Source organism: Streptomyces orinoci, from assembly GCF_003121295.1.
Lineage (GTDB): Bacteria > Actinomycetota > Actinomycetes > Streptomycetales > Streptomycetaceae > Streptomyces > Streptomyces orinoci.
Map to the genome: position 1 here is coordinate 1,037,536 of NZ_PHNC01000031.1, position 12,018 is coordinate 1,049,553.

Below are 12,018 nucleotides of genomic sequence, written 5' to 3' on the forward strand. Positions count from 1 at the left end.
CCCTACTCGGTGCCCCCCGCTGCACCCCGGACATCCTGCTGGTGCGGGGTGATCACGCGGACGTTGAAGGTGGGTTCGGGTGCCGGGCGGTCCGCGCCGGCGGCGATTGCGGTGGCGGCCGGGGTGAGCAGCGCGGCGGCCAGCGCCGCGGTGGCGGCGGCACGAAGAGCGGTGCGGCGGCGGTCGTTTCGCATGCGAAGGCTCCTGGACGTACTCGGTCGGCTCCCGGTACACGGTAGACGCCGCGTTTGCCCGAGTGGTTCATTCCGTGTCACGAGCGTGTGACAAGGGCCGCGTTTAGTGTTCGTCAAGCATTCGGCTGCGTGGGGCGGGCAGGCTGAGGCCCGTTATCCGGAATCGGGCAATCTCCCTGGAAGGGAAGCCAGTTATGCGTATCGCTCGTATCGCCGTGGCCGCCGCCGTGACCATGGGCGTCGCCACCATGGCCGTGGCCCCCGCCTCCGCCGCCGTCGCCACGGCGCACAGCCCCCGCACGGCGGCCGTGGCGGCGAATCCCAAGACCATCAAGGCCGCCGAGTACAACCAGGCGCGGAGCATCCTGGCCAACGCCGGAAGCCAGACGGCGGCCAAGTCGCACCCGGTGCACGGGAAGAACGATGTGCCGGTCGGCTATGGCACCAGCCTGCTGGCCGCGGCGCGGGACGAGTTCCGGGCGCAGGACAAGAATCTGCCGGCCAAGGACAAGAAGTCCGATATGTCGATCGCGCACTACAACGCGATTCACAGCGCGGCCTCGACGATGCACATCGACCGCTGGTGACATTGACATAAGACAGCGGGCCCCGCCCCCGGGAAAACCGGGGGCGGGGCCCAGCTCACTGCCGTACGGCGGGGATCAGAAGCGCCGGGTGATCAGCGCCCGCTTGACCTCCTGGATCGCCTTGGTGACCTCGATGCCACGCGGGCAGGCGTCCGTGCAGTTGAAGGTGGTGCGGCAGCGCCAGACACCGTCCTTGTCGTTGAGGATCTCCAGCCGCTGCTCACCCGCCTCATCACGCGAGTCGAAGATGAAGCGGTGCGCGTTGACGATCGCCGCCGGGCCGAAGTACTGGCCGTCGTTCCAGAACACCGGGCACGAGGAGGTGCACGCGGCGCACAGGATGCACTTGGTGGTGTCGTCGAAGCGCTCGCGGTCCTCGGCGGACTGCAGGCGCTCGCGCGTCGGCTCGTTGCCCTTGGTGATCAGGAAGGGCATCACATCCCGGTAGGCCTGGAAGAACGGCTCCATGTCCACCACCAGGTCCTTGAGGACCGTGAGCCCCTTGATGGGCTCGATGGTGATCGGCTTCTCCGGGTTGATGTCCTTGATCAGGGTCTTGCAGGCAAGGCGGTTACGGCCGTTGATGCGCATGGCGTCGGAGCCGCAGATGCCGTGGGCGCAGGACCGGCGGAAGGTCAGCGAACCGTCCAGGTCCCACTTGATCTTGTGCAGGCCGTCGAGCACGCGCTCCTTGGGGTCGATCTCGACCTGGAAGTCCTGCCAGGTGGCCTCCGCGGAAACCTCCGGGTTGAACCGGCGGACCCGGAAGGTGACCGTGATGTAGGGGGAGGCCTTGCTCGCCGCCTCCACCTTGTCCTCGATCGCGGTGCTCATCAGTACTTACGCTCCATGGGCTGGTAGCGGGTCTGCACGACCGGCTTGTAGTCGAGGCGGACGGACTCCTTGCCGTCCGCATCGACCTCGCGGTACGCCATGGTGTGGCGCATAAAGTTGACGTCGTCGCGGTTGGGGTAGTCCTCGCGGTAGTGACCACCGCGCGACTCCTTGCGCGCCAGCGCGGAGACGGCCATCACCTCGGCCAGTTCGAGCAGGTTGCCCAGCTCGATGGCCTCCAGCAGGTCGGTGTTGAAGCGCTTGCCCTTGTCCTGGATGGACACGTTCTTGTAGCGCTCGCGCAGTTCGGCGATCTTCTCGACGGCCGTCTTGATGGTCTGCTCGGTGCGGAAGACCATGACATTGGCGTCCATGGTCTCCTGCAGCTCCCGGCGCAGCTCCGAAACCCGCTCGGTGCCGGTGGAGTTGCGCAGCCGCTCGACCTGCTCCATGACGAACTCGGCCGGGTTCTCCGGCAGTTCGACGAACTCGGCCTGCTGCGAGTAGTCCGCGGCGGCGATGCCCGCGCGGCGGCCGAAGACATTGATGTCCAGCAGCGAGTTGGTGCCCAGGCGGTTGGCGCCGTGGACGGAGACACAGGCCACCTCGCCCGCGGCGTAGAGGCCGGGGACGACGGTGTCGTTGTCGGCCAGCACCTCGCCCTGGACATTGGTGGGGATGCCGCCCATGGCGTAGTGCGCGGTGGGCTGGATCGGGATCGGGTCCGTGTAGGGCTCGATACCGAGGTAGGTGCGCGCGAACTCGGTGATGTCCGGCAGCTTGGCGTCCAGCTGCTCCGGCGGCAGGTGGGTGAGGTCCAGGTAGACGTGGTCGCCCTCGGGACCACAGCCGCGGCCCTCACGGATCTCGGTGTAGATGGAGCGCGAGACCACGTCACGGGAGGCGAGGTCCTTCATGACCGGCGCGTACTTCTCCATGAAGCGCTCGCCGTCCTTGTTGCGCAGGATGCCGCCCTCACCGCGGGCGCCCTCGGTGAGCAGGATGCCCATGCGCCAGATGCCCGTCGGGTGGAACTGGAAGAACTCCATGTCCTCCAGCGGCAGGCCGCGCCGGTAGCAGGCCGCCTGGCCGTCACCGGTGAGGGTGTGCGCGTTGGAGGTCACCTTGAAGAACTTGCCGGTGCCGCCGGAGGCGTAGATGACCGCCTTGGCCTGGAAGATGTGGATCTCGCCGGTGGCCAGCTCATAGGCGACCACACCGGCGGACTTCTTGACGCCGTCCACCTCGGTGATCAGCTGGTCGAGGACGTAGAACTCGTTGAAGAACTCCACACCCTCCTTGACGCAGTTCTGGTACAGCGTCTGCAGGATCATGTGGCCGGTGCGGTCCGCGGCGTAGCAGGACCGGCGGACCGGGGCCTCGCCGTGGTTGCGCGAGTGGCCGCCGAAGCGGCGCTGGTCGATGGTGCCGTCCTTGGTGCGGTTGAACGGCAGGCCCATCTTCTCGAGGTCCAGGACCGCGTCGATGGCCTCCTTCGCCAGGATCTCGGCGGCGTCCTGGTCAACCAGGTAGTCACCGCCCTTGACCGTGTCGAAGGTGTGCCACTCCCAGTTGTCCTCCTCGACATTGGCCAGGGCGGCGGCCATGCCGCCCTGTGCCGCGCCGGTGTGGGAGCGGGTCGGGTAGAGCTTGGTGAGCACCGCCGTGCGGCTGCGCTTGGTCGCCTCGATGGCCGCGCGCATGCCGGCGCCGCCGGCGCCGACGATGACGGTGTCGTACTTGTGGATCTTCATGTCGCGTCAGCCCCGGGCCTTAGGAAATGTTCGGGTCGAAGGTGAAGATGACCAGAGAGCCCAGCAGGACGGTGAACACCGTGGCCGTGTAGAGCAGCATCTTCAGCCAGAAGCGGGTGTTGGCGCGCTCGGCGTAGTCGTTGATGACCGTGCGCAGGCCGTTGGCGCCGTGCAGCATGGCCAGCCAGAGCATGATCAGGTCCCACGCCTGCCAGAACGGCGAGGCCCAGCGGCCGGCCACAAAAGCGAAGCCGATCTTGCTGACACCGCCGTCCAGCACCAGCTGGATCAGCAGGTGGCCCAGGACCAGGACGACCAGCACGATGCCGGACAGCCGCATGAACAGCCAGCCGTACATCTCGAAGTTGGTCCGGGTGGACTTGGGGGTCTTCTTGGTGCGCTTGCGCGGCGCCTCGATGACCGGGGCCGGGTTGTCGGCGTCGTACATTTCGACGTCCGCGGCTGCGGGGGTGGCTTCAGTGGACATGTCTCGCGTCAGCTCCCGAACAGCGTGCGCAGCGTGTGCTGGAGCACGGGGTAGAAGGCGCCGGCCATCAGCACGACCCAGATGCCGACAACGGACCACAGCATCTGCTTCTGGTAGCGCGGGCCCTTGGACCAGAAGTCCACGGCGATGACGCGCAGGCCGTTGAGCGCGTGGAAGAGGATGGCGGCGACGAGGCCGTACTCCATCACATTGACGACAGGTGTCTTGTACGTCGCCACGACCTTGTCGTACGCGTCCGGGGAGACGCGGACGAGGGCGGTGTCGAGGACGTGCACGAACAGGAAGAAGAAAATGAGGACGCCGGTGACTCGGTGAGCCACCCAGGACCACATGCCTTCCCGGCCGCGGTACAGCGTTCCAGCCGGCACGGAAAACCCTCCGGGAGCGGGATTTGGGGCCTGCCGGCTTCTCTGTCGGTCGGGCCCGGCCGGGTACGGTCCACCGGCCCTGGCCATCGTAGCGACGCCTTGTCGGTTCGGTCGCGCGGGGTGTGGCAGCTGTGATCAAACTGGCATGTACGGGTCGCTGCGGGGCGGGCGGATGGTCCGGCGGGTGCCAGGTCACATTCATCCCCATGGGTTAGGCGGAGGGCGGGCGTTGGAGGTAACGCCCTGAGAATGGCAATACCTTGCCCTGAAATGGGAGGTTTTGTCCGATGGGATTCACCCGCACTTCGGCCATTCGGGGAACCGTGGCCGCCGCCGCCCTGCTCACCACTCTCACCCTGATGGGCTGCCCCCGGGAGCAGACCGGTCACCGCGGCCAGGCCGACGGGCGCTCCGCCTCGGCCGTGGCGCCGGCCACCTCCGGGGCTGCCTCGTCCTCCTCCGCGTCCTCCTCGGCGGCCGATCCGGTGCCGGCCGGGCCGCCGCGTGTGGTCCCCTCGGTACGGTCCTTCACCGCGCACCCCGGGCCGGGCTGGCGGCCCGCGCGTACCGCCAGGGTGGTGGCCGACCCGGCCGGGCCGCTGGCCGCCGAGGCCCGTACCCTCGCCGCCGACCTGTCACTGGCCGCGGCCGTGCCCCCGGCCCGGCCCGGTGACCTGGAGCTGCTGCACCGTCAGGGGCAGCCGGCCGAGGGGTACGAGCTGGCGGTGCGCGGCGGGCGGGCGGTGATCACCGCCTCCGACCCGGCGGGCGCCTTCTACGGCGGCCGCACCGTGATCCAGGCGGTGCGCGGCGCGGGCGGGGTGCCGGAGGGGGTGCTGCGGGACGCGCCGGACCGGCCGCAGCGCGGGCTCAACCTGGACATCGCCCGCAAGCACTTCAGTGCCGAGTGGATCGAGGGGCGGCTGCGAGAGATGGCCGACCTCAAGCTCAACCAGCTGGCCCTGCACTTCTCGGACGACCAGGGCTTCCGTATCGAGAGCGAGAGCCACCCGGAGATCGTCTCGCCGCAGCATCTGACCAAGGCGGAGGTGCGGCGGATCGTTTCACTGGCCGGTGTGCTGCATATCACCGTGGTGCCGGAGATTGACTCGCCGGGGCATCTGGGGGCGGTCATCAACGCCCACCCGGATCTCCAGCTCAAGGACGCGCAGGGGGTGGCGTTCCGGGGCGCGGTGGACATCAGCCGGCCGGCGGCGGCGCGCATCGTGGACGATCTGACGCGGGAGTTCGCGCCGCTGTTCCCCGGTCCTTGGTGGCACCTGGGAGGTGACGAGTACCGGGCGCTGACCGTCAGCGACCCGCAGGCGTCCTTCCCCGGCCTGGCCGCGGCGGCCAGAGCGCGGTACGGGCCGCAGGCCCGGGTGCAGGACCTGGCCACCGGCTGGCTCTCGGACCGGGCGGCGGTGGCCCGTTCCCTGGGCAAGCGGCCCAAGGCCTGGAACGACGGCTTCTTCCGGGACGGGGTGGCGCCGCCCGACAAGGGCATCGAGGTCGAGTACTGGACCGGCAAGGAGCTGGGGGCGCGGGATCCGGCGGAGTACCTGGAGGAGGGGCGGACCGTGGTCAACCTCAATGACGAGTACCTCTATTACGTGCTGGGGGAGCCCAATGACTTCCGGTATCCGACCGGGGAGCGGATTTATCGGGAGTGGGGGGTGACGGTGTTGCGGGGGGATAGGGCGGTGTCCCTTCCCCCCGGTTCCGGGGCCGGATCTGCGTCCGGGTCCGCTTCGGGGGCTGCGGCCACCGGGCCGGACCGGGTGCCGGGCGGGCGGCTGGCGGTGTGGTGCGACCGGCCGGACGCGCAGACGCCGGAGCAGGTCGCGGCGGGGATCCGGTTGCCGCTTGCGGCTGTCGCCCAGCGGCTCTGGGACCCCCGGCCGCCGGAACTGGGGTGGGCGGAGTTCTCGGCGCTGGCGGGGCGGGTGGTGCGGCGGAGTTAGGGCGGGCGTGTTGTGTTCCGGGTGCGGGTTTGGCCCCCGCGCCCTTGGGGGGTTCCGGTTGTGGGCAGTCGTTCCGCAGGGCGGAACGGGTGGGCACAACCGGCCACCGGGGTGCACCCGGCGACGATGCGGCGTCTGCCGATGACCGTTGCCGTTCGGCCGCAGGCTGTGGGAGGGCTGGTCGCGCAGTTCCCCGCGCCCCTGGAAGGGGCGCGCACCCGGTGACGATGCGGCGTCTGCCGATGACCGTTGCCGTTCGGCCGCAGGCTGTGGGAGGGCTGGTCGCGCAGTTCCCCGCGCCCCTGGAAGGGGCGCGCACCCGGTGACGATGCGGCGTCTGCCGATGACCGTTGCCGGTCGGCCGCAGGCTGTGGGTGGCTGGTCGCGCAGTTCCCCGCGCCCCTGGAAGGGGCGCGCACCCGGTGACGATGCGGCGTCTGCCGGCGACCGTCGCCGTTCGGCCGCAGGCCGTGCGTGGCTGGGCGCGCAGTTCCCCGCGCCCCTGCGGGGGAGCCGGAATGCGCAGGTCAGGGGTGCGGGGGCACCGGAAAGGGGGGACAGCCGCTAGCCTCACCGCTGGAAACCCGTCCCGTGAACGAGGGCCCGATGAAGATCGAATTCCTGCTGCACAACGCGTACGGAATCGGCGGCACCATCCGCTCGACCGTCAACCTCGCCTCCGCCCTCGCCGACCGGCACGATGTGCGCATCGTCAGCGTCAACCGCCCCGTGGACCGGCCGGAGCTGGACATCGACCCGCGGGTCACCCTGACCCCGCTGGTGGACATGCGCGAGGGCACCGAGGGTGACGAGTACCACACCCCGCTGAACCAGAAGCCCAGCGCCCTCTTCCGGGACGAGCGGATCGACAACGGGCGGATGGCCGCCACCGCGCTCACCGACGAGCGGGTCGCCGCCCACCTCGCCGCCACCGACGCCGATGTGGTCATCGCCACCCGGCCCAAGCTCATCGGCTACCTCAGCGCCTATGGCAGCGACCGCTATCTGCGCCTGGGGCAGGAGCACCTCACCCATGAGGCCCATGTGACGGAGCTGCACCGGGTGATGGATCCGGCGATCGCCGCCCTGGACGCCTTCACCACCGTCTCCGAGGCCGACGCCGGGCACTACCGGCAGGCGCTGCCGGACGCGCGGGCGCGGATCCTGTCCATCCCCAACGCCGTCCCGGCGCCCGCCGCGGAGCCCTCGGACGGGACATCGAAGACCATCGTCTCGGCCGGCCGCCTGGTCGGGGTCAAGCGCTACGACCGGCTGATCGCCGCCTTCGCCAAGGTCGCCGCCGAGCGCCCGGAGTGGAGTCTGCGCATCTACGGCCGCGGTCCGGCCAAGGCCAAGCTGCGCAAGCAGATCGAGGAGCTCGGCCTCTATGAGCGGATCACCCTGATGGGCGCCCGCTCGCCGATCGAGACCGAGTGGTCCAAGGGCGCGGTCGCCGCCGTCGCCTCGGACGCCGAGTCCTTCGGCATGACCATCGTGGAGGCCATGCACGCCGGTCTGCCGGTGATCGCCACCGACTGCCCGCACGGCCCCCGCGAGATCATCACCGATGGCACCGACGGCATCCTGGTGCCGCTGGACGGCGGGGACGCCGTGGACGCCTACGCCCAGGCCCTGCTGAAGCTCACCGGCGACGCGGAACTGCGCTCCCGGCTGGGCGCGGCCGCCCGTACCGCCGCCCGGCGCTATGAGCCGGAGGCCATCGCCCGCCGCTATGAGCAGCTCTTCGAGGAGCTGCGCCCCGGCTGCACCACCGCCAAGCCCGCCAAGGGCGGCCTGCTGCGCGGCCTCTTCGGCGGACGGCGGCCGCAGAGCGCCGCCCCCGCCCCGCGCAAGGCCGCCGCCGTGGAACACCCCGAGGCCCGCTGTGCCGTGGCGGCCGACGGCTCGCTGCTGGTACGGCTGCGCGCCGCCCAGCTCACCGCCGAGGACACCCATCTGCTGCTGCGCCACCGGGGCAGCAAGGGCAAGGAGGCGGTCCGGGTGCCGCTGCCCGCCCAGCGGGGGGACACCTGGGTGGAGGCCCGGCTGGACCGGGGCGCGCACACCCTCGCCGAGGGGCGCTGGGACTGCTATGCCGAGCGCGCCGGGGACAAGACCCGCCGCCGGCTGACCGCCGGCCTGGTGGAACAGAAGGCCCTGCTGGGGCTGGCGCTGCCGGCCGGTGCGGTCACCGCCTGGGTGCCGTACGAGACCAGCGACGGCTATCTGGCGGTGCGCACCTGGCAGCGTGACCGGCACGCCGAGGCCGCCGAGGTGCGGGTCGGCGAGGACGGGGTGACGCTCACCGTCACCGCCCATGGCACCACCCTGGGCACCGGCGCCGAGCTGATCGCCCGGCTGCGCGGCGCCGACGGCGCGGTGGCCGACGTCCGGGCGCCGCTGGCGGACGGCACCGGCACCCTGCCGTACCAGCCGATGAGCACCCGGCGCGGCGAGGAGCAGGACCTGTGGGACCTGTACATCCGGCCGGCCGCCGGGGCGGCGCTGGTCCGGGTGGGCCGGCTGGGCGGCGACTTCGCCGACCGCAAGGGCATCGACACCTTCCCGGCCGCCACCCGGGGCGAGGTCCGGCTGCGGCCGTACTTCACCGTCACCAACGACCTGACCGTCTCGGTCAAGGACAGCGCCGGGGAGGACTGACCGGCGGGCGGCGAGGTGTGAGACGGATGACGGCCGGGACCGCCACCCCCCACAGGAGAGGCCACGGCCGCCATCCGCTGCGGACCCTGGCGGGGCACGCACTACGTACAGCGCCGGGCGGTCCGGATCCGTCACACCGGGCCGCCCGGCCGGGACCCGTCTGGACGCGGCGGGGGCCGGGCACGTAACGTGCGGGTCCGCACCAGGCTCTCCGGGGGTTAACCAGACGATGAATCCGTGCGGCAACTGCCGCGCCGCCGCCGTCGGTCCGGACGGGCGCTGTGCGGCGTGCGGCGCCCAGCAGCGACCGGCGGCCGCCGCGCCGCTCATGCCCACGGCTCCGCCCCCGGCGCCGCCCGTGGCCCCGGTACCCCCGATGTCTCCCATGCCCGCGTACCCGGCGGCCGGGCCGCACCCGGACACCGCCGCGCCATGGGGCGCCCCGCCACCGGACGGAATACCGCCCGACGGGATGCCGCTGCCCGGCGTGGACCAGCGCCGTGGCGTACGCACCGCGCTGGACGTTCTGCTGATCGTCAGCGTGCTGGGGCTGCTGCTGATGGCCGTGGCCCGCTTCCAGCAGTACGCCGTCATCGGGGAGATCCTGGACCAGGCCCCAAGGGTCGGCGACGCCACCGCGCGGCACGCCAAGAACGCGGACGACCTCTTCCGGACCACCAACCTCCTTTACCTGGTGGTCGCTGTGGCCACCGTGGTGCTCTGGGTCATCTGGTTCCGGCGTGCCCGGCTCAACGCCGAGATATTCGCGCCCGGTTCGCACCGGTTCGGCAGTGGCTGGGCGGTGGGTTCCTGGTTCACCCCGGTGGTCAACCTCTGGTTCCCCAAGCAGATGGCCAATGACATCTACCGGGCCAGCGCCCCCGGCGGGCCGCAGAGCGCCCCCAAGGGACTGCTCAACTCCTGGTGGACCGTGTTCCTTTGCGCCTCGGTGAGCAGCACCGTACTGAGCATGTTCTACAGCGCGCTGGACGCCCGGATGCGCTACGCCCACGACCACTATGTGCCGGAGGACTGGGAGCACGATCTGCGGCTGATGAGGGTCTTCAGCCTGCTGGACGCCTTCGCCCTGCTGCTCTACGCGGCCGCCGGGGTGCTGGCGCTGCTGGTGGTACGGCAGTTGACCGCCCTCCAGGAGCGGCGCGCCCAACTCCCCCCGTCCCTCCCGCCCTACGGCGCAGCCCCCTACGGCGCCCCGTACGGCAGTCCCTACGGCATGCCCTACGGGCCGGGCGGGGGCCCCGGCCCGCAGGGCCCCAACCCCTATGCCCATGGCCCCGGTTACTGAGTCAAGAGCTCCGCAAGTGGCACAAGACATGGACGCGCACGGGGATGACGCCGAGCTGACCGCCGCGATACAGGCGGCCCAGAACGGCGAGGAGACGGCCTTCCGTACCGTCTACCGGTCGGTGCACCCCCGCCTGCTCGGCTATGTGCGCACCCTGGTCGGCGACGGTGAGGCGGAGGACGTGGCCTCCGAAGCCTGGCTGCAGATAGCCCGGGACCTCCAGCGGTTCACCGGGGACGCGGACCGGTTCCGCGGCTGGGCGGCCCGGATCGCCCGCAACCGGGCGCTGGACCACATCCGGATGCGCGGCCGCCGCCCCGCCATCGGCGCCGACGACAGCGAACTGGCCACCCGCCCGGCCGACTCGGACACCGCCGATGCGGCCCTGGAGTCCCTGGGCACCGGACGGACCATGGCCCTGATCGCCCGGCTGCCCCAGGAACAGGCGGAGGCCGTGGTGCTGCGGGTGGTGGTCGGACTGGACGCGGGCAGCGCCGCCGAGGTGCTGGGCAAGCGGCCGGGCGCGGTACGCACCGCCGCCCACCGCGGCCTGCGCAGGCTGGCGGAGATGATGACCAAGGGAACCGGGAGGGCTGCCGCGGTGAGCACCGACACCATTCCGGTTCAGCGCGACGCCCGGGACCGGGCCACCCCCACCGGTGTGACGCGTTCGCCCGCGCGGACGCAGAAGGACATGTGATGGCGGACGACAATTCCACCTCGGTGGAGCGCGGCTGGCCGGACGAGGACAGTGCCGAACGGCTGCTCGCCGGTCAGCCCCTGGCACCCTGCCCCGCCTGTGATGGTGCCGACCGCGGCGGTGCGGCTTATGACGGTTCCGCCCTTGACGGTTCCGCCCGTGTCCGGTGCGGGTGCGTGGCCGGGGCCCTGGAGGCGGCCCTGACCGCGCTGCGCTCCCCGGCGCCCCTCCCCGACGGGCCGCTGCCCGGCGAGGAGGCCGCCCTGGCCGCCTTCCGCGCGGCACGTTCCGGACAGGCGGTATGCGAACTGCCGGAAACGGAACGGGCGATGAGCCAATCGCCGGCCGGCGAGCCGTCGGTGCCCGGACGTCCCGTAGGGGAACGCCCGGCCGGTCAGGGGCGGGCCGCCGAGGTCGCGCCCCTGGCGCCGGGCCGGCGGCCCCGGCTGCGCCGTCCGGCCCGGGTGGCCATGGTGGTGGCGGTGGCCGGATGCGCCCTCAGCGGGGTGGCGGTGGCCGCCGGAGTGGTCGATCTGCCCGCCGCCCTGGGCGGTTCCCGGCACAAGTCCCCGGCGGGCGTGGCCGTGGAGGAGCCCGACCAGACCTCGGCCGCCCCGGCCCCCCAGGAGTCCGGCGCCCACCCCGGGGGCACCCCCCACGGGACCGCGCGCCCGGACCGTCCGTCCCCCGGCCGGAACCGGCCGTCCACCGGCTCGTCCGGCACCCCCGGCGACCGGTCCGCCGGGCCGTCCGCCGGCCCCTCGGCGACCCCGCCCCGCCAGGACGGCCAGGACCAGCCCGCCCCGGACTCCCAGCCCACCCGGATCCCGCACGACTGGCTGGTCCGGGTGTGCCGGGACTACCTGGTGCCGGGCAATCTGCTGGGCAGGAACGACCCGGCCCTGCGCGCCCTGGAGCGCACCGCGGGCGGCACCGACCGGGTGCGCGGCTACTGCCAGGACCTGCTGCGTGGCGAGCCCTCCGGCGACCAGGGCTCGCAGGGCCAGAACTCCCAGGGGCAGGACTCCCAGGGGCAGAGCTCCCAGGGCCAGGACAACTCCGTCCTGCCCCGGGCCGGAGGCCTGCTGGGGCTGCCCGCGCAACAGGGTGTGACACATTCCGGCGGGTTGACGCTGTAGTAC

The 12,018-nt window shown here is 71.8% G+C and carries 11 protein-coding genes; 6 read left to right on the forward strand and 5 right to left on the reverse strand.

Annotated elements, in window-relative coordinates; genetic code table 11:
* Positions 1 to 2: 2 nt before the first annotated feature.
* Positions 3 to 194 carry a hypothetical protein gene (locus tag CV755_RS27095; RefSeq protein WP_109282879.1) on the reverse strand — a complete coding sequence of 64 codons (192 nt, stop codon included), beginning with the start codon at positions 192 to 194 and terminating at the stop codon, positions 3 to 5.
* Positions 195 to 388: 194 nt separating this feature from the next.
* Here CV755_RS27095 and CV755_RS27100 point away from each other — a divergent pair, with 194 nt between their 5' ends.
* Positions 389 to 781: a hypothetical protein gene (locus CV755_RS27100; protein ID WP_206608449.1), complete on the forward strand. Its 393-nt coding sequence runs from the start codon at positions 389 to 391 to the stop codon at positions 779 to 781.
* A 75-nt stretch (positions 782 to 856) separates the two neighbouring features.
* Here CV755_RS27100 and CV755_RS27105 read toward each other — a convergent pair whose 3' ends face one another.
* Genes CV755_RS27105 through sdhC form a run of 4 tightly spaced genes read right to left on the reverse strand, consistent with a single transcriptional unit; the run spans position 857 to position 4,245 of the window.
* Complete coding sequence (locus CV755_RS27105; protein WP_109282880.1) at positions 857 to 1,615, reverse strand: succinate dehydrogenase iron-sulfur subunit; 759 nt, start codon at positions 1,613 to 1,615, stop codon at positions 857 to 859.
* Positions 1,615 to 3,369 carry a succinate dehydrogenase flavoprotein subunit gene (gene sdhA, locus CV755_RS27110; protein ID WP_109282881.1) on the reverse strand — a complete coding sequence of 585 codons (1,755 nt, stop codon included), beginning with the start codon at positions 3,367 to 3,369 and terminating at the stop codon, positions 1,615 to 1,617. Before sdhA ends, CV755_RS27105 begins: the two co-directional genes overlap by 1 nt.
* A gap of 19 nt (positions 3,370 to 3,388) precedes the next feature.
* Positions 3,389 to 3,856: a succinate dehydrogenase hydrophobic membrane anchor subunit gene (locus CV755_RS27115; protein WP_109282882.1), complete on the reverse strand. Its 468-nt coding sequence runs from the start codon at positions 3,854 to 3,856 to the stop codon at positions 3,389 to 3,391.
* An 8-nt stretch (positions 3,857 to 3,864) separates the two neighbouring features.
* Positions 3,865 to 4,245, reverse strand: a complete 381-nt coding sequence (sdhC, locus tag CV755_RS27120) for a succinate dehydrogenase, cytochrome b556 subunit (RefSeq protein ID WP_109282883.1) — start codon at positions 4,243 to 4,245, stop codon at positions 3,865 to 3,867.
* 287 nt (positions 4,246 to 4,532) lie between these two features.
* On the opposite strand from sdhC, the gene CV755_RS27125 reads away from it, so the two are divergent.
* The 5 genes from CV755_RS27125 to CV755_RS27145 all read left to right on the forward strand — a co-directional run bounded on the left by CV755_RS27125 (position 4,533) and on the right by CV755_RS27145 (position 12,015).
* The gene (locus tag CV755_RS27125; RefSeq protein WP_241561412.1) at positions 4,533 to 6,209 is read left to right on the forward strand and encodes a beta-N-acetylhexosaminidase; all 1,677 of its coding nucleotides are present in this window, start codon (positions 4,533 to 4,535) and stop codon (positions 6,207 to 6,209) included.
* A gap of 606 nt (positions 6,210 to 6,815) precedes the next feature.
* The gene (locus CV755_RS27130) at positions 6,816 to 8,870 is read left to right on the forward strand and encodes a glycosyltransferase family 4 protein (RefSeq protein WP_109283549.1); all 2,055 of its coding nucleotides are present in this window, start codon (positions 6,816 to 6,818) and stop codon (positions 8,868 to 8,870) included.
* A 385-nt stretch (positions 8,871 to 9,255) separates the two neighbouring features.
* Entirely contained in the window at positions 9,256 to 10,176 is a 921-nt protein-coding gene (locus CV755_RS27135; protein ID WP_161968753.1) for a DUF4328 domain-containing protein, read from the forward strand.
* A gap of 28 nt (positions 10,177 to 10,204) precedes the next feature.
* Positions 10,205 to 10,876: an RNA polymerase sigma factor gene (locus tag CV755_RS27140; protein WP_109282885.1), complete on the forward strand. Its 672-nt coding sequence runs from the start codon at positions 10,205 to 10,207 to the stop codon at positions 10,874 to 10,876.
* Positions 10,876 to 12,015: a hypothetical protein gene (locus CV755_RS27145; protein ID WP_109282886.1), complete on the forward strand. Its 1,140-nt coding sequence runs from the start codon at positions 10,876 to 10,878 to the stop codon at positions 12,013 to 12,015. Before CV755_RS27140 ends, CV755_RS27145 begins: the two co-directional genes overlap by 1 nt.
* Positions 12,016 to 12,018 lie beyond the last annotated feature (3 nt).